General features: G+C 44.2%; 19 protein-coding genes. 7 read left to right on the top strand and 12 right to left on the bottom strand.

The features are described 5' to 3' along the window. Positions 1–166: 166 nt before the first annotated feature. The 9 genes from J7M13_05970 to J7M13_05930 form a co-directional block, all read right to left on the bottom strand. The gene (locus J7M13_05970; GenBank protein ID MCD6363525.1) at positions 167–1,201 is read right to left on the bottom strand and encodes a M20/M25/M40 family metallo-hydrolase; all 1,035 of its coding nucleotides are present in this window, start codon (positions 1,199–1,201) and stop codon (positions 167–169) included. Further along, entirely contained in the window at positions 1,198–2,349 is a 1,152-nt protein-coding gene (locus J7M13_05965; GenBank protein MCD6363524.1) for an acetylornithine/succinylornithine family transaminase, read from the bottom strand. Before J7M13_05965 ends, J7M13_05970 begins: the two co-directional genes overlap by 4 nt. Beyond that, positions 2,288–3,175, bottom strand: a complete 888-nt coding sequence (locus J7M13_05960) for a [LysW]-aminoadipate kinase (GenBank protein MCD6363523.1) — start codon at positions 3,173–3,175, stop codon at positions 2,288–2,290. The genes J7M13_05965 and J7M13_05960 overlap by 62 nt, the downstream gene beginning before the upstream one ends. A 16-nt stretch (positions 3,176–3,191) precedes the next feature. Then, positions 3,192–4,220 (bottom strand): N-acetyl-gamma-glutamyl-phosphate reductase, encoded by a 1,029-nt coding sequence (argC, locus tag J7M13_05955; GenBank protein ID MCD6363522.1) that lies wholly within the window; start codon positions 4,218–4,220, stop codon positions 3,192–3,194. Then, positions 4,217–5,107, bottom strand: a complete 891-nt coding sequence (lysX, locus tag J7M13_05950) for a lysine biosynthesis protein LysX (GenBank protein MCD6363521.1) — start codon at positions 5,105–5,107, stop codon at positions 4,217–4,219. Before lysX (J7M13_05950) ends, argC begins: the two co-directional genes overlap by 4 nt. Continuing rightward, positions 5,070–5,234, bottom strand: a complete 165-nt coding sequence (lysW, locus tag J7M13_05945) for a lysine biosynthesis protein LysW (protein ID MCD6363520.1) — start codon at positions 5,232–5,234, stop codon at positions 5,070–5,072. Before lysW ends, lysX (J7M13_05950) begins: the two co-directional genes overlap by 38 nt. Beyond that, a complete protein-coding gene (gene lysX, locus J7M13_05940; GenBank protein MCD6363519.1) occupies positions 5,234–6,100 on the bottom strand; it encodes a lysine biosynthesis protein LysX in 867 nt (288 codons plus the stop codon). The genes lysW and lysX (J7M13_05940) overlap by 1 nt, the downstream gene beginning before the upstream one ends. Before the next feature lie 298 nt (positions 6,101–6,398). Next, entirely contained in the window at positions 6,399–7,505 is a 1,107-nt protein-coding gene (locus J7M13_05935; GenBank protein ID MCD6363518.1) for a DUF362 domain-containing protein, read from the bottom strand. A gap of 13 nt (positions 7,506–7,518) precedes the next feature. Then, on the bottom strand, positions 7,519–7,830 hold the full coding sequence (locus J7M13_05930) for a DUF59 domain-containing protein (GenBank protein ID MCD6363517.1): 312 nt from the start codon (positions 7,828–7,830) through the stop codon (positions 7,519–7,521). A gap of 129 nt (positions 7,831–7,959) precedes the next feature. On the opposite strand from J7M13_05930, the gene J7M13_05925 reads away from it, so the two are divergent. From J7M13_05925 to J7M13_05910, 4 genes are read left to right on the top strand one after another with little or no spacing between them, the layout of a single operon-like run. After that, a complete protein-coding gene (locus tag J7M13_05925) occupies positions 7,960–8,718 on the top strand; it encodes a sulfite exporter TauE/SafE family protein (protein ID MCD6363516.1) in 759 nt (252 codons plus the stop codon). 1 nt (position 8,719) lies between these two features. Then, a complete protein-coding gene (locus tag J7M13_05920) occupies positions 8,720–10,750 on the top strand; it encodes a WD40 repeat domain-containing protein (GenBank protein MCD6363515.1) in 2,031 nt (676 codons plus the stop codon). Continuing rightward, positions 10,731–12,548: an adenosylcobalamin-dependent ribonucleoside-diphosphate reductase gene (locus J7M13_05915; GenBank protein ID MCD6363514.1), complete on the top strand. Its 1,818-nt coding sequence runs from the start codon at positions 10,731–10,733 to the stop codon at positions 12,546–12,548. Before J7M13_05920 ends, J7M13_05915 begins: the two co-directional genes overlap by 20 nt. Continuing rightward, on the top strand, positions 12,545–13,357 hold the full coding sequence (locus J7M13_05910; GenBank protein ID MCD6363513.1) for a sugar phosphate isomerase/epimerase: 813 nt from the start codon (positions 12,545–12,547) through the stop codon (positions 13,355–13,357). The genes J7M13_05915 and J7M13_05910 overlap by 4 nt, the downstream gene beginning before the upstream one ends. Here the strand turns inward: J7M13_05910 and J7M13_05905 are convergent. The 3 genes from J7M13_05905 to J7M13_05895 form a co-directional block, all read right to left on the bottom strand. Then, positions 13,343–13,966 carry a prepilin-type N-terminal cleavage/methylation domain-containing protein gene (locus J7M13_05905; protein MCD6363512.1) on the bottom strand — a complete coding sequence of 208 codons (624 nt, stop codon included), beginning with the start codon at positions 13,964–13,966 and terminating at the stop codon, positions 13,343–13,345. The two genes, J7M13_05910 and J7M13_05905, sit on opposite strands and share 15 nt — an antisense overlap. Positions 13,967–14,029: 63 nt before the next feature. Beyond that, positions 14,030–14,515 carry a type II secretion system protein GspG gene (locus tag J7M13_05900; GenBank protein ID MCD6363511.1) on the bottom strand — a complete coding sequence of 162 codons (486 nt, stop codon included), beginning with the start codon at positions 14,513–14,515 and terminating at the stop codon, positions 14,030–14,032. A gap of 41 nt (positions 14,516–14,556) precedes the next feature. After that, entirely contained in the window at positions 14,557–15,162 is a 606-nt protein-coding gene (locus J7M13_05895; protein ID MCD6363510.1) for a prepilin-type N-terminal cleavage/methylation domain-containing protein, read from the bottom strand. Between the two features lie 252 nt (positions 15,163–15,414). Here J7M13_05895 and J7M13_05890 point away from each other — a divergent pair, with 252 nt between their 5' ends. The 3 genes from J7M13_05890 to J7M13_05880 all read left to right on the top strand — a co-directional run. Next, positions 15,415–16,572 (top strand): ROK family transcriptional regulator, encoded by a 1,158-nt coding sequence (locus J7M13_05890; GenBank protein ID MCD6363509.1) that lies wholly within the window; start codon positions 15,415–15,417, stop codon positions 16,570–16,572. Between the two features lie 7 nt (positions 16,573–16,579). Then, on the top strand, positions 16,580–17,737 hold the full coding sequence (locus J7M13_05885; protein MCD6363508.1) for a hypothetical protein: 1,158 nt from the start codon (positions 16,580–16,582) through the stop codon (positions 17,735–17,737). Between the two features lie 5 nt (positions 17,738–17,742). Continuing rightward, a partial coding sequence (locus tag J7M13_05880) for a tagaturonate reductase (protein MCD6363507.1) occupies positions 17,743–18,011 on the top strand: 269 nt, incomplete at its 3' end.

The raw sequence follows: 18,011 nt of genomic DNA, 5'->3' as shown, positions 1-18,011 counted from the left end.
ATCTGCCTTACGGATTGAAAAACGCCCCCACCGAAAGCCTCAACAACCTGAAAAACCCTGTACACGATGAAAAACACCCAGAAAGATTTTAACATAAAAGAGGAAGTTTTGCCCGGGTGAGGAAGCGAACCCCCGCTTTAAATCGCTTCCTCACCCAGACATCTATTTATAGGGTGGGAGGGATGGAGCGCAAAACCTCCTTGAGGACCTTTACCGAGACCAGATACTCCCGCACGCTTAGCCTCTCACGCGGAGTATGATCTAAGGAGCTATCCCCCGGTCCATAAGCAACCGCAGGGCATTTCCAAGCAGGCGCAAGGACGTTCATATCAGAAGTCCCGCTTTTAACCTTAAATTTTGGCTTCAATCCTATACCTTTTATTGCCCTGTTAAATATCGAAACGAGGAAAGTCGACCTATCCACTTTATAAGCTGGAGCCATAAACGACGAACTCCAACCGTCCCCGAGAGCTCTAAGAAGCTCTTTCGGTTTAATCCATAAAGGTAATCTGAAGGAAATAGCGACTTTAAAAACCTCGGTCAAACCATCGCTTGTTGAGTTAACCTCTCTAACGCTCATATCTATTCTTTCCCAGGCCCTTTCCCTTCCAAGGTTCATTTCCTCAATCAAGGTTTTAATTTCAAATAGCGTCTCTAAGCCCTTATTAATGGCCGACTTCTCCCCCGAAGCGGAATGAGAAACCTCGCTTATGAACTTTTTCCTGATGAAAAGCGATCCCTTATACCCTAATGTGATCCCATCCGCGCCACTGGGTTCACCTACTATAAGATAGGAAGGCGTCTCAAGACTCTCAAGAAGATGGAACGCTCCTTTCGAACTGCCTTCCTCTTCAACTGCTCCAATTACGACAACCTTAAGGTCCGGTGGAAGCTCTGCCTCCGATACCGCAACTATAAAGGCGGCAAGCGCTCCCTTGGCATCCACACTGCCTCTTCCATAAATATAATCCCCTTCTAACCTGGGTTCAATCCAACCCGGAACCGTATCCATATGACCAACAAGGTAAATTTTCTTTGCTCCCTCACCTCGAGTTGCAACGAAATTGCCGGCTTCATCTATGTATGCCTTATCGAAGTTAAGATCATTAACGATATCCAGCAAGAACTCAGCAAGCTCTTTTTCCTCTCCTGTATAGCTTTTTATCCTAACCATTTCATACAAGAGCTCTACAGGATTCATTCCAAACTTAGGACCTCCTTAACCGCCAATGTCACCCTCTCGATATCCCTTTCGGTTATAACAAGGGGCGGGAGAAAACGCATAACTGTGGGCCCCGCCTGCAGGGCTAAAACCCCCTTTGAAGCAAGAGCTTTAAGATATGGGGTGCTTCTTCTTTTAAGATCGATGCCCACCATCAAACCCAAGCCTCTTACCTCCCTGATAACGGGAGATTTTATCTCCCTTAATCCATTAAGAAACAATTCCCCAAGTCTTTCTGCTCTCTTATCAAGCTCCTTATCTTTCATATATCGTATAGCCGCTCTCGCAGCTGCGCAGGAGAGCGGATTACCACCGAAGGTTGAACCATGAGTCTTTGGGGGAAGCTTCCCCAGAGATTTCTTCATTACGACCGCTCCTACAGGAAGTCCCCCTCCCATACCCTTAGCCAAACACACTATATCAGGAGAAAGATCATATCTTTGAAAGGCAAAGTACCTCCCCGTACGGCAAAAGCCAGTTTGAATCTCATCTGCTATAAAGAGAGCACCTCTCTCTTCACACACCTTCTGAGCAAGCTTCAAGAACTCGGATTTTAGAGGGTAAACCCCTCCCTCCCCCTGAACCGGCTCGAATATAAGAGCGGCAGTGTCCTCATCCACTGCGTTAAAGAGCTCCTCCTCGTTTTCCGGATCAATATGAGCAAACATGGGAACAAGTGGCTCAAACGGCTCTCGATATTTAGGATTCCAAGTAGCGCTAAGAGATCCAAAGGTTCTACCGTGAAAAGATCTCTTTAAAGCAACTATCTTTTTTCTTCCCGTTATGAGCCTCGCAAACTTAATCGCAGCTTCTACCGCTTCCGTCCCACTATTACATAGAAAGACGCTTCCCATACGACCATCGAAGAGGTCAAGAAGCTCCTCATAAAGCAGAGCTCTCTCCTCGTTGTAAAAGCTCTCAGAGCAGATTACAAGCTTCCTTACCTGAGATGAAACCGCCTCAATAACATAGGGGTTTGAATGCCCCACTATGCCCACACCATGTCCTGCAACACAGTCTATATACTCCCTGCCGGTTGAGTCCCAAACGCGTGCTCCCTCGCCTCTAACCAGCCTCAAAGGCACCTTGGGATAAAGCCCACTGCCATACGCTTCTTCCAGCTTCATCAGCCTCAAACTTCCTTCCTCCTTTTTTAAATACCGTACCTCCCCCTCTAAGGGCAAAGAGCAAGGGTCTACCTGTATATCCAGGCGCTATAACTCCAAAGGGCACTCCATCATCGACCGCCTCCAAAAGCGCCTTTACCTTCTTTTTCATTCTTCCCTGCGCATAGGAGAGAGCAACCTCTCCATTCTCCACCTGAATTTCCCTTATCAAGCTTCCGAGATCACGCGGATCTCTAAGAAGACCGGGTACATCGGAAAGTATGACGAGAGCCTCAGAGGAAAGCTCAACAGCTATTTTCGAAGCAAGCGTATCGCCATCCACGTTAAGAAGCTCTCCCTTAGGGCTAAAAGCAAGCGGAGCGATAACAGGCAGATAACCGAAATCCATAAGCTTTCTCAGGAAATCCACGTTTATCCTTTTTATCTTTCCAGAGTAATCGTCCCTTATCACTCTTTTCTTCCCATCCGGTGTTAAGGCTTTTATTATCTTCCTTTCCGCTTCAACGAGCCTTCCATCAGCTCCGCTTAAGCCAACGGCAGGAATGCCAACGCTTTGAAGGGCAGCCACTAAAAATCTATTAACTTTACCCGCGCAAGCCATAACGTAAACATCGAGAACCTCTCTCGTTGTCCTCCTGCTTTCAAAACCCGACGGAGAAACCACTTTCTCCACCCTTACCCCAAGCCTTCTCGAGAGCTCGTTAGTGGCATCCCCTCCACCATGCACTATTACGATTTTTTTTCCTTCCTCCCAAAGTTCCCTTATATCTCCGCATATATTATCAAAGCTTTCGCCTAAGCTTCCTCCTATCTTTATCACTATCATCAAGCTCGCACCTCCCTTAAACCGGATAAACCGGTGCGATTCTCAATCCCATATCCTCAGGAAAGCCAAGAGCTATGTTAGCTGACTGGATCGCGCTTCCTGACGCTCCTTTCACGAGGTTATCTATAACGCTAACTACGGTTAAGATTCTGCCACCCTCATGAAGTTTCAATCCCACCATGCACATGTTGCTACCAGAGACCCACCTTGGATCCGGGAAGCGAAGGTGATCAGGATGAAGCGGGCAGAGCTCAACAAAGCGCTCATTGTTATACTTCTTCCTGTAGATCTTAAAAACCTCACGCTCGCTCATTCTCTCCCTAAGCTCACATCTCACTACAGCTTGCAACCCTCTGACAAGCTCAACAGCCGTTATCCTTATCTCTCCTCTGACGCCGAACTCCTGGAAAACCTCAGCGAGATGCCTGTGCTCATAAACCGCATATATTCTTAAAGCTCTGCTTCTTTCTGGATGATGGCTCCCCTCATAGACCTTGGCACCAGCAGCAGAAGATCCCACCCTTATATCCGCATGAAAACGCTCTATTAACCCCCTCTCAGCGATGGGAAGAAGAGCGAGAATAATTGCAGTGGCGTTGCATCCAACGCCAGAGATTATCCTCGCTTCCCGAAGCTCACCCCTGTGAACCTCGGGAAGCCCATACACCGCCTCGCTCAGGAGTTCGGGATACGGATGACTAAAGGAATACCATTCCTCGTACAAGGAAGGAGATCTCAAGCGAAAGTTCGCACTCAAATCCACAACGAGCTTTCCTCTCTCGTGAATATCTTTAACGAGATCAATCCCCTCGCCATGAGAGAGAGCAATAAAAGCAACATCGAAATCCTCACTCAAAGCATCCTCATAGCTTACGAAATTCATTCTTAAAAGAGAACGAAGATGGGGATGATACCTCCATATAGGCTCTCCCACCGCGCTCCTCGAAGCGACAGCCTCAAGCTCAAATCCGTCGTGTAGCGCTATCAGCCTCAAGAGCTCCCCTCCGGTATAGCCTCTGCCACCAAAAACTACAACCCTCTTCACGAGAGCACCTCCTCCACAAATTCCGCGAATATCTCACCCACATCTATACCAACCTCTCGCGAGGAGCGATAAAATTCGGGCGTGGAATTTACCTCATTCACCAGAATCCCACCATCGCTCTCGAAAAGATCTATGGCAATAAAGTCCCCTCCCAAAATCTGAGCCACCCTTTCTGAAAGCGCTTTCACCTCATCGCTCAAGGGACAAAGCTGGGCTCTCGCCCCACGAGCGGTATTAGTTATCCAATGATGCGAATTCCTGTAAACCGAGTATCTCACCTTCCCACCCATAACCAAGACCCTTATATCTCTACCCGGTTTTTCAACATACTCCTGAATATAAAAGACCTTGGTTCCTGAGCCGCCGAGGTTCCACCTATGGTATACGATCGCCTCGGCGGCATCTCTATCGTTGACCTTGGCTAAAAGCCTGCCCCAAGAGCCATTTACCGGCTTTAAAACCGCAGGATAGCCAACCCTCTCTATCGCCCCAAGCGCCGACTCAGGAGAAAAAGCCAGATAGGTACGCGGAACAGGTATACCTTCTCGTGAAAGTAGCTCGGTGGTCAATGCTTTATTGTTGGAGATAACGGTGGCCTTAAAGGAATTGATTACCTTCAATCCCCTTTCCTCAAGCAAAAAGGAAATATACTCCGCCTGAGATCCACTCAGAACCCTATTTATGACAAGATCAACATCAGGCTCGTTATCTCCAAGCTGCCAGAAAGCTCTGTTGCCCTGTAGAAGAGAAACGTAAATCCCCCTTCTTCTTAATGCACGCTCTATGATTCTCTCCTCCTCCCTGAGAATTGAGTAAATGATAAGAACCCTTTTACAATCCGTCCCAAGGCTATTCCCCCCAATCCTCCTCGACCTCAGGAGCGAGATCGAGCCTCACCGGATCAGTGCTGACTACCTCAAGCTCCACACCACAATCTGGGCAAACTACTATTTCACCCATTTCAGGATTCTCAAGCGTTATCTCCGCTTCACACTCCGGACAGTTTACCTTAATCAATTCACCTCACCTCCCGAAAGGAGTCCTTTTATATACCTCACTATCTCTCCCGGGATATTCACGCCTGTAGGAGTGATACTGTTCCTGAACTCGGGAGAGTGATTTATCTCATTAACGAGAAGATCCCCTTGAGGCGTCTCAAATATATCGAGGGCTACTATTTCACCGTCTACCGCTTGAGCGGATTTCTCGGAAAGCTCGATAAGCTCAGGAGTCAGAGGACAATTACGAGCCTCTCCACCTCGAGCCGTATTAGTTATCCAGTGTGGAGAGATTCTATATATAGCAGCAACACACTTTCTCCCAACAATGAAGCTTCTTATATCTCTACCCGGTTTTTTAACATACTCCTGGATGTAAAATATCCTCTGAACCCCGTTTCCAAGCGTATACTTGTGCTCGAGAACCGCCTCGGCGGCATCTCTATCGTTGACCTTGGCTAAAAGCCTGCCCCAAGAGCCATTTACCGGCTTTAAAACCGCAGGATAGCCAACCCTCTCTATCGCCTCAAGCGCCGACTCAGGAGAAAAAGCCAGATAGGTACGCGGAACGGGTATACCGTTCTCACTCAAGATAAGGCTCGTTAATACCTTATCTGCACAACTTGATATGGACTTAGAGGAGCTGATAACCTTAAAACCTCTGCTTTCTAAAGCGCGGGATACATAGAAGGCATGTGAGCTTGATATAACGCGGTTTAAAACCACTCCCGGGGAAGTTAAAGGGAAAGCTTCACCATTAGCGAGGGGAAAGAGGATCTTACTCTCATGAATCAGATTAAGAGGAATGCCCTCCTCTTCAAAAGCCTTGATAAGCATCTTTTCCTCGACTCTCAATCTCGTATAAACCATCCATACACACACTTCCCCAACACCATCACCCTCCTTTGAGAAAGATATAAAAAGCCCGCTCACCTTTGGGAAGGTGAGCGGGCTTAAAACCCTACTCCTCTATAAGGAGGCGCTTCAGCTTAAAGCCGAAGCGATAAGCTCACCTCCCCCGACCGGAAGACCGGGTTTCTTAGAACGCTTGTTCCGCTTCAAACAAACTCCTGGGAGATGAGCTAACGAACTAAACATCTTCCTATACAGCGCCTCCATATCAAGGTTTCCTATAAAATATCATATGAATCCTCATGCTGTCAATACCCTTACCGCAAATTTATATCTTTATTAGCTCATATTTTTGGGTGCCCAAACCTATTTCTTCCGCATAGTCCAACATCGCTTTCCAACTCGTCTTTGGATGCAGGATGGAAAACTTATCCTCGCCTGGAGAGATCTCGCGATCTCCAAGAGGACCATACGGATTCAGGGGCGCATTATTAACGAGATCCACCGATGCCTTATCTAAGGCAACCGGATCAAACGAAGCGAGAATCCCTATATCCGGTACTATAGGAGCATCATTATAATGCCAACAATCACAGTAAGGCGAAACGTTCATAACGAAATTGATGTGAAAAGCAGGTTTATCCTTTAAAACTGCGTAAGCATACTCCACAATGCGCTCACACGTCTCAATACTCGTTTCCCACACTATTTGCACAGCGCCAGAAGGACATACCACTACACACTGTCCACATCCAACACATAGATCATAATTTATTGTAGCCTTTCCGTCTGAATCAAATCTTATAGCCCCATAATTACAGTTTCTTATACACTCACCACAGGAGACGCACTTCTCCTTCTCCATCTTCGGCTTGGAGGTAGAGTGCATCCTAAGCTTTCCTTCCCTTGAAGCACACCCCATTCCAAGATTCTTAATAGCTCCACCGAATCCCGTAAGCTCATGTCCCTTAAAATGAGCGAGAGATATAAGAACATCAGCCTCCGCTATAGCTGAAGCTATCTTTGCTACATCGAAGTGCTTCAAGTTTACTTCTACCTCCCTATAGTCAAATCCCCATAGGCCATCGGCTATTATCACATTACATTCCACTACTATAGGATTAAAACCATTTCTCATCGCAACATCAAGATGATCTATAGCATTAGACCTTTTTCCTCTATAGAGCGTATTGGTATCCGTCAAAAACGGCTTAGCCCCTAAGCCCTTGAGAAACCTCACGAGTTTAGCCACGTAATTGGGTTTTATATAGGCTAAGTTTCCCGGCTCACCGAAGTGAATCTTTAAAGCCACAGTTCTACCTGAAAACTCCATGTTTCCTATTCGCGCAGTCTTAAGCAATCTCTCAAACTTTTTGATGGCGTTTTCCTCTGCGGTAGCTCTCATGTCCATGAAATAAACCCGCGATGCAGCCATAGAGATTCCCTCCTTAAAATCCCTCCTCCCTATAAACGAGCTCAGGATTCGCAGACTCCAGGACCCTGACCCTTCTGAAACCGGCATCACTCAATCCCTTTACTATATCCTTAGATATTCTCTCTATCAGGTTCCAAGCGATAACCTTGCAAAAGAAGCAACCGGGCATACCACGAGAGAAATTCACCCAGACCTCAACGCTGTTTTCTTCAATGGTTATTCCGTAAACGAACCCCATTGAAACTATATCGCTACCGGTTTCAGGGTCCTTAATTTTCTTAAGCTCTCCAACGACTCTCTTCTCAAGCTCATCAAGCACTCTCATCTCTCCTTCTCTCCTTTCCTCTTGAATTGAATTGTTATAATAGTATATCATCTTTCTCTTGATTCAACAAGAAAGAGATAGGTGTGCTATAATTTTATTCTAAGGAAATCCAACGAAGGAGCTGAGATTTTGAGCTTTTTTCTCTTATTAATAACCGGTTTCATAGCCGGAGGCTATGGAGCACTGGTAGGTCTGGGAGGAGGCTTCTTAATCGTTCCTGCCTTAATATGCCTATATGAGAAGCTCTCGCCCGAAAGAATAACAGCCATTTCCCTAAGCATAATAGCAGTAAGCTCACTTTCAGCAACCACCGCCTATATAAGACTTAAAAAGGTAGATCTCAAAATCGGCGGAATCATAACCGCTTTTCAGATCCCCGTTATGATAATTGGCTCGATACTGACGAAATATATATCTATAAAACCATTTTCCTTCGCATTCGGAATTCTTCTCGTAATTCTTTCTATCTTGCTCATGTTGAAACCAACTGCAAGAGCACCCAAAAGCAAGGTTGAGGGAATAAACCTGATAAAGCTCGCCCTCGTTGGAGCAATCACTGGAACGCTTTCAAGCCTCCTTGGAATAGGGGGAGGGATAGTCCTCGTGCCAGCATTAAACAGACTATATGGAATGGAAGCTCACCAAGCGGTGGCAACGAGCCTTTTCGTCCTCTTCTTTTCCTCCCTCACCGGAGCGATCACTCACGCGTTTATAACGGGAGGTTTTAAGTATCTTTCTATAGGAGTGCCTCTGGGAGCGGGCGTCATTCTCGGAAGTCAGATAGGAGCAAGAATATCAGGGAAATTCAGGGGAAAAACCCTGATGAGATTATTATCACTCGGAATAGCAATAGCTGGAATCAAGCTGATAGAGAGGGGGCTAAGCTGATATGCTGGGAATAGCGCTTGCCCTAACGCTGGCTCTCCGCTTGCTCGTTCAATATCCCCTCCATTCGATAATTCACGCGGATTTATCCCCTGAGGGTAACTTGCTTGCAACATCCCATATGGGAAACTACCTGGAAGTGAGATCTTTAAAGCCTCGATATCTTGATGGAAGGCTCTTTTCCCCCGTAAGAACGGAAATAGAGGAGATATCCTTCTTAAGCGAGAGAAAGCTTCTTATTATCAGAAGAAACAGAATTGAGATATGGGAAAGGCAAGAAATAGCTGATTGGAAGCTTTCGCTCGAGCTTGAGAGAACAGGTCCAGTAGCGATAAGCGAAAGTGGAAAGCTTATCGCCTATACTCCATCCGAGGACAGGATCAGCATTTTTGATACAAAAAATAAGGTGCAAATTTCCACAATCGACGGTCTTCCAGACTTTGTTAAGAGTATGAGTTTCTCTCAAGATGAAAGTGCTCTTTTCGTCCTTCTCTCCAGCGGGGAGATAGTATCCTATGATACAAAAACCGGTAACATGATATCTGAAATAGGAGAGATTAAAGGTAAACCATTGCTTTACAATGGAAAAGCCTTCATCATAAAGAGAAGAAAACTAACGATACTAAACTTGGGAGATTTATCCAAGCTTCATACGCTAAAGGCGAGAAAAAAGATACAAAAAGTACTCGTAAAAGGCGATGAGATTTTGCTAATATCGAGAGAAGGAGGATACCTCTATAAGCTAAAAGATGGAAAATACCTTCTCGATAGAGAGATCGAAGATATAAAAGGAAAGAAGATAAAGTTAACCAGTAAAGGCATCCTGATCTGGAGCAAGAAAAACATAGAAATCGAAGGCCGATTTAGCTTAAAAGTTTCAAACATTCCCGTACCCGAAAGGATTACCATCGCTGGGGATAGACTCGCAGAAGCAGGGCGAGACTTCGCCCTTGTGTGGAATCTAAGGGAGTTCCTACCAGAGTTCTTCTATCGGGGGAGATCGAAAATTATCGGAGATAAAATCTATCTCAAAATAAAAGATGGGTATTTATGCTACGATCTCAAGAAGGGAGAAAGCCGCATTCTAAGAACCAATGGCAAGATAGTAGAAGGAAACGAGCCCTTTATCTGGAAAGCACCATACCTTAAGTGGAAGGAAGACAAGATAAGATTGGAAAAACCCCCCGCGTGGGTCAAAATCTTTCCTGAAGAGAACGTTTTGATAACCAACATGGGGGTTTACGACTTAAAAACAAAAGAGAAGATACTAAACTTGGAAGGAAAGAAATTTTTCATATCAAAGATTCCTAAATCCCTTGTAATATTAAGAAAAGGTGGCATAATAGTCTATAGACTTGGGAGCAGAATCGCAAAGGATATTGATATAGAGTACAGTAAAGCTTTCATAGATGAGGAGGGAAGCAAGCTCGCTTTAATTCCTCCATATGACTATGGTCTAATCATTTTAGACCTCCAAAGCGAAGAGGAAAGCGAAATAGAAGATGAGAATACAGGAAGAGTAAAAGGAGCGCTGTTCTTTGATAGTAAGCTTATTATATGGGGAGAGAATGGCTTCAGCACATATGAAGATGGAGGAAAAAGAATCTTCTTCAGAAAAATGAGTGATATAGATAGAATAATAAGGGCTAATAATGGTAGGATCATAATCATTAAGAAAGATGGGACTCTATGGCTTTACTCGATAAGGCGAAACAGACCTGTACTCTACCACGACTTAAATGGAATAGCTAAAATGGTGATAAATCTGCCAAACGCGATCTTAGTGGGGCTTGAAACTGGAGAGGTCCTCGCTTTATCCAAGAGAAATCTCACACCATGGCTCCGCTTCATCTATATTTCTATGAGGGACTGGCTGGTGCTCTCATCAGAAAACTATTTCAATGCATCACCGCTTGGGAGGGAAAGAATTGCCTGGCTTAAGGGAAGATATATATATCCAAACAGATTAGCCCTTGAAAGATACATGAATCCTAAGGAGCTGAGGAGGATTTGGAATGAGCTTCAGCTTAAGTGAGTTCATACTCAAGGGAAAGAGATACTATCTCCCATCAGAGAAAAGTTATGAGGAGCTATCGCGTAGAGTAGCTCGTTGGCTTGCAACCGCTGAAGCCCTAAGAGCTAAAAATGAGCGAGAAGCTCAAGCTTGGGAGGAAAGATACTTTGAAATCTTCAGAAATAAACTCTTTATAGCAAATTCTCCTTTGCTCTTCAATGCGGGAATAGGGGCTTTTCTTAAAAGAAAACCCGAGCTCTTATATAAGAAAAACCCTTCACTTAAAGACTATGAGGAAATTTATAGAAGTAGAATCGTTGGAGAATCCGGCTCTGCATGCTTTGTCATCCCAATAGGAGACAGTTTAGAAGAAATCTATAGAGCCCTTCAGGCACAAGGACTGATATTTAAGACGGGGGGAGGAGCGGGAATAGATTTCTCCCCTTTAAGACCGGCTGGTGACAGCGTTAAGGAAGTAGAGGGAGCTGCCTCAGGGCCAATAGAGTTCATGAGACTTTTTGATTTAAACACAGAAGTTATAAAATCTGGCTATAGAAGACGAGGAGCCAATATGGGGCTCCTTAACGTGAATCATCCCGACATTATAAATTTCATTAGGATCAAGAAAGAAACCAGAAGCTTTAGAAATTTCAATCTTTCGGTCAAGGTAAACTCAGAATTTATGAAAGCTGCTTTAAATCAAGAAGGCTGGAAGCTTATAAATCCGAGAAATGGCAGGATCTGGAGCGTAGTTGGAGCAGACGAGATACTCAATGAAATCGCAAGGCATGCTTGGGAAACGGGAGACCCAGGTATGATCTTTATAGATAGAATAAATCTCTTTAATGATTTACCAGGAATTTCAAGGATAGAAGCAACAAATCCATGTGGTGAGGAACCACTACATCCTTGGGGATCATGCAACTTAGGCTCTATAGACATAGCAAAGTTTTGTTCTCAAGGAGAGATTGAATGGCATGAGCTTCGAAAGACGGTGAAAACAGCAGTAAGAGCGCTAAATGCAGTCATAGACATGAGCTTTTACCCCCTCTCAGAAATAAACCTATATGCAAAATCCGCAAGACCTATAGGATTGGGAATAATGGGATTCGCACATGCCCTTCTAAAGCTGAAAATAAGCTATGACTCAGAGGAGGCGGTAAGTCTTATAAAGAAGATGATTTCCTTTATATACTATGAAGCTCGCTCTTATTCTAATGCCCTTGCGAGAGAAATGGGTGTTTTCAACTGGTTTGATAGATCAATATATGCGATGAAGGGAATGCTTCCCATTGCCTGGAGGGAGGAAAAGAATAAAGATGTACTGGATTTTTGGAAAGAGATGAAATTGAACTGGGAAAAGCTTGAAGAGGAGACCGCGCGAGGAACGTTGAATTCGAGGGTTTTAACAATAGCCCCAACGGGAACCATCTCCATGATAGCGGAAACATCCTCTGGAATAGAGCCCATATTCGCCACAACTTATTCAAGGAGAATAGAGATAAATGGAGAACATAAAACATTGAAGATCACAGATCCGATCTTAAGAGAGATTAAAAAGGACGAGAGAAAATACATAAAAACCGCTCTGGAGATAGAGCCCGAGGTTCACATACTCGTTCAGGCAGCTGCTCAAAGATATGTTGATGCTTCGGTATCAAAAACGATAAACCTTAAAGAAAATACAGGAGTTGAGAAGGTAAAGGATATATTTATCCTCGCCTGGGAGAAGGGATGCAAGGGTATAACAGTTTACAGGGATAAAACCAAAAGAGACCAGGTTATTTCTTGTTCTTGTGAGAGGTGGGAGGAGAGATGAGATTAGCCCTTAACGTTTCTTTTTCCCTTTCCACTTTCCCGGCGGTACTTTTAGAGGGATCGCCGGAAGAGGTTTTGCCGAAAGCCAAAAGCTTTGGCTTTGACGGACTTGAGATAGCGGTGAGATCGCCCGAAGAGGTTCCCGTCGAGAGAATAAACGAGCTATGCCAAAAGCTCAAAATAAAGGTGGTAGCGATAGCTACGGGAAGAGTCGCATATGAAGATGGTCTTTATCTTACGGTTCTTGAGCATGAAATAAGAGTAGCTGCAATAGAGAGATTAAAAAGATTTATCCATCTTGCGTCAAATTGGGGAGCGGGGATAGTTCTCGGAAAGATATGTGGTACTACCTCGAGATGGGTAAACAGAAGAAGCGCTCTTAGAATGCTAAAGCAAGCCATAGACGAACTACTACCATACGCTGAGAGAAGAAAAGTTATTCTTCTCATAGAACCGTTAAACAGATATGAAACGGATATATTTAACCGCTTAGACCAAGCACTCGATTTTATAAAAAACTGGGACTCAGAGTATTTGAAGATACTTCCAGATACATTCCATATGAACATAGAGGAAAGAAACATAAGCGAGGCTTTAAAAAGAGCAGGAGAAAAGATAGGCTATATCCATTTAGGGGAAAACAACAGACTTGCCCCAGGCATGGGACATCTTCCCTGGGAAGAAATAATAGAAACCCTCAGGGAAATCAACTACACAGGTTTTCTGGGGCTTGAGATTCTCCCTATTCCATCGCCGGAAGAGGCAATAAAAACTACCGCTGAGAGACTGAGAAAGCTAATCGATGCGTGAAACCACAACTTGAAGGTATCCGTTGCCATTCTGATACCCAGTATTAGGAGCCCCGCTTTCTTGATAAAAGACCTCCCCTGTTGAGAGATCACCATCATCTAATATTCTATCTATAGCCTCGAGGGATTTCCTCGGAATCCGTCCATAATCTTCAACCGTAACCATTCCAACGAGTCTATGTCCCGCATAATTTTCCCACCTATTCCAGTTATAGCATCCCCACCCATTGCTTCCGCTCACATATCCCCACCCATCATGTCTCACCCATTTCTCCATATAAGGACCATCCCATCTCGAAAAGTCACAGTGGGGATAAGGATTATAACCGCTTTCAACCACCCAATCGTTAGCGGGCTTTCTGCAAAAACCAGGATCATTTCCCCACCAGTCGGTCTCACCCGGAGGATGCCCCTTAGTTCCAGGAAACTCTCCTATATCAGCATAATAAAGCAGGGAAGCTTTCCCTATCGTCTTAAGATCCTCAATTTCCCGAGCAACTTTGGCTTTCTCAACAGCTTTAAAGGCATTGGGCAGTATAACCGCAGCCAGGATACCTATTATCGCAATAACCACCAATAACTCAACTAATGTGAAAGCATTTCTTCTCACCCTAAACCTTACCTCCTCAATAAAAAGGAAGAGGGGGGATCGCTCCCCCCTTTCCTGCTCCCTTTATTGCTGACCTATACCATAATAAACCTTATATGGTGCAGTGGTATCATCATACTGAACTGCTCCACTTGCAGGATCAGCCACGCCATCGAGATCCTTATCGATTTTCTGAGCCGCCTTATCAGGCACCTGATCCGCACTTACATATACCGAGAAGGTAATAGCAGTGTATAACCCGCTCGGGGTAACCGTGGTAAGATCGTAAGGTCCCCACGGGCTATTTCTTACCTCTTTTTCAAGATAGGGACCATCCCATCCCGTTGCAGTATCGTTCATAAGCTTGTCAAGACTATCAGGCCAACTTCCAACATCCGTATAGTATGCTAAGCAAGCGCTCTTAATGGCATGGAGATCCGCCTCACAGCGAGCTATCTTTGCCTTTTCGATAGCCTTAAAGGCGTTGGGCGCAATTATAGCAGCTAATATACCTATTATCGCAATAACCACAAGAAGCTCAACCAGCGTAAAAGCCCTTCTTCCTCTCACCTTACTTCACCTCCTTCTTTAAATACTATTTTACCAGAAATTTATTCTATTGTAACTCTGTAGTAAGACCATCTCCAGCTTGTGCTCGGATTATTTCCCGGATCTCTAACTTGAAAACCACCAGTGTTTGGATCTCCATCATCGAGATGTTTATCCAAAAGCTGCTGCACCCATTTTCTCCCTGAAAGATCGAGATCAAGTATCCCTATCTCTATGCAGGGTTCATAACCGTTACCAAAATCATAACCATGTTCTCCCGTCGGATATGGATAGGAAGACGGAACCCATGTTCCCTCCCACTGATATCCGGATTCCCTATTAACCGGATTTCTAACGCAAAACGGATTTATTCCCCACTTCTCAAGATACGGGCCATCCCAACCCTCAACCCCTGCCTTATTCTCGAGAAAATCTATACCATGATAAGGAACCCCGTGAACGGTATAGCAATCATCATCCGGAGGAAACTTACCGGTATCAGCATAATACATATATGCAGCCGCTTTAATGGCGTTCAAATCCTCCTCAACGCGAGCTACCTTGCTTTTTAAGATAGCTTTAAAAGCGTTAGGAGCTATGACTACTGCTAAAATCCCTATTATCGCAATAACCACCAATAACTCAACGAGAGTAAAACCCTTCTTCATCAGGAGAAAGCTCACCCCCTACTAATACAAAGCCCCTCAGGCTCACTTCATAACCTGCGGGGCTGGTTTCGCCAGCACCTCCGGAAGACAGCATGGCAACCACTCAAACCCTTAGCCACCTTCCTCCACAACCTTCTCTTCTCAATTATATTATCGATAATTAAATAAAACAAGTAAAGGCGATTGACAAGGAAACCTGAAGTGCTATTATATTTATAGTATGAACGAATAAATTTGAAAGGGGGCATAACGGTGCGTAAATATTCTCTATCCTTCCTAAAAAGAGGAAATGCGAACTTGCTCTTCAATTGCATCAGAGAAAAGGGTCCCCTTACACGAGCAGAGCTTTCTCGCATCACAGGACTCACTCCCTCAACGGTCAGTTATATAACAAGCGTTTTGATAGACAAGGGAATTTTAATAGAGCTGGGTGCAGAAAAAACAAACAGGGTTGGCAAAAAGGGTATATTGCTCGATATAAACTATGATAGATTTCTATTTATAGGATATGACGTCGGTTCCGCATTTTCAAGAGTAGCGGTTTGTAATGGAAGAAGCGAGATACTCACCCTAAGGCGCCTAAAAACGCAAAGAGGTGAAAAGCTAATAAAACAGATAACCGAAAATATCCTAAGAATAGTTTCCGATTTTAAGATAACGGGCATCGGTATGGCTTTCCCAGGACATGTCGATCCGGAGAAAAAGATCGTTATTAGATCGCACAACCTGAACCTCAAATCCGCAAACATAACTCAAATAGTGGAGGAGAAATTTGGAATACCTACTTTCATAGATCATAACGTTGCCATAATGGCGAGAGCTAAGATGTTTCTAAATCCCTCACCAAATGAAAATTTCGTTATGATAAACCTTGGTTTAGGAGTCGGTGCCGCATTCGTTCATGAGGGGAAAATCTATAGAGGTAAAAATTTTGTTGCACCAGAGGTAGGGCATCTCCTCGTAAACCCCAATGGAAGAAAGTGCAACTGCGGTAAAATAGGATGCCTTGAAACGGAAGCCTCATCCGCAGCAATAGTCAAAAACTATGAGGAGCTTTCGGGAACAGAGGTGCTGGAGAAATTCAATTCAGAGTATATCTACGAATTGGCAAAAGGAGGAGATGAAAACGCGATCAAAGCTTTTCAAAGAGCTGGTAAATATCTTGGAATAGCTATAGGAAATCTCGTAAACATTCTCAATCCAACGGTGGTATATATAGCTGGAGGAGTCTCCGAAAGCTGGGAGTTTATAAAGGATACGTTCTTTGAATTCTACAAAGAGAATACCTTTTACGCCAGCAAAGATACTCTGGTAAAGCTTTTTCCGATGAGAGAGGAAATTACAGCGGTGGGAGCGGCAGCGTACGCTTTCGAAAAGTATATCAGGTCAGAAATAATGAAAAAAGTTTAAGGAGGTAATGACCTTGCTTAGGAAACTACCCATGAAGGGAGCCTCCATCGGACTCGGGGATAGAATTGGCTTAGCCACAGAGGGACACATAAAAGCGGTAAAGGACGCTAAGCTTTTCCCAGTATTTGCTCAACAGAGTATAAGAGAGCTGGGCTTTACAGGAAGGAGCTTTAAGGAAGTAATAAACGATGTAATGAAAGCGATTAAAAGAACCAAATATGATAGCAGTTTCGGATTTGATGGTGATCATCTTAAAAGCGAAAGCGATATAGAGGAAGCATTAGAAGCAGGGATAACGATTCTAACGCTCGATTGTTCAGACGAGATAAATAAGACCTCAGGGTTAGAAGAAGCGCTCATCAGAGAGTTTTCCGGCAGGAGCTTTCGGATAAACCGAGTAAATATACACTATACGGAGGAAGAAACCTTAAAAGTGGCCAAAACATATGCAGGAGTCATTGAAAAAACTCTCAAGGTCTGGGAGAAAATCTCTCATCTTCAGAATAGGCTCTCCCTTGAGCTCTCGATAGATGAAACTCCCTTCCCTACGCACCCGAAAGCTCATTTCCTTATAGGCAAAAGTCTCCTATCGAGAGGCGTGAGGATCGATACCTTAGCACCAAGATTTCCTGGCACTTTCGAAAAGGGTGTAGACTTTAAGGGAAATATAAAGGAGTTCGAAAAAGCTCTCGCCATTCACCACCAAATAGCTTCCTTTTTCGGATACAGACTTTCTATTCACTCAGGAAGCGACAAGTTCTCAATATTTCCATCAATAGGAAGGATAACCAAAGGTAATTTTCATATAAAGACTTCTGGAACAAGCTATCTTCAAGCCATAAAGCTTGTGGGAATTAAGGACAAAAAACTTTTCAATAAGATCTGGGAAACGAGCATCGAAAGGCTCAATGAAGCAAGAAGATTCTATTCCCTATCAGCGGATCCCCAGAATATCCTGGAACATAAAGACCCATTAGACCTATTCGAGAATGAAAACGCCCGTCAGATACTACACGTCTCATATATGTTTGTCCTTAAACCCGAAAGCGAGATAAGAGAAAAGTTCATAGGCCTATTAAGAAGATACGAAAGCGAATATCATAATCTTGTAGCCGAGCACATAGAAAAACACTTAAGAGCGCTCGGCTTAAGCGCAAGGAGGTGAGAAAAATGATAACGGTTTTACAGTTTGGAGAAGGGAATTTCATAAGAGCGTTCTTCGATTGGATGCTTCAAAAGATAAACGAAAGGACCGGAGCAGAAAATGAGGTATTTTTAGTTCAGCCGATTCCAGAAGGAAGACTCGAAAATATACTTAAGGCAGGGGGAAAATACCACGTTCTCTTGAGAGGATATGAGAACGGAAAGTACAAAGAGGTTCTTGATCGCGTTGAGGTCATAAAAGATGGTGTAAATCCCTTTAAAGATTACTCAAAATT

It is taken from the genome of Synergistota bacterium (assembly GCA_021159885.1).
Taxonomy (GTDB): domain Bacteria; phylum Synergistota; class GBS-1; order GBS-1; family GBS-1; genus AUK310.
This window is presented reverse-complemented; position numbering and strand designations above follow the sequence as displayed.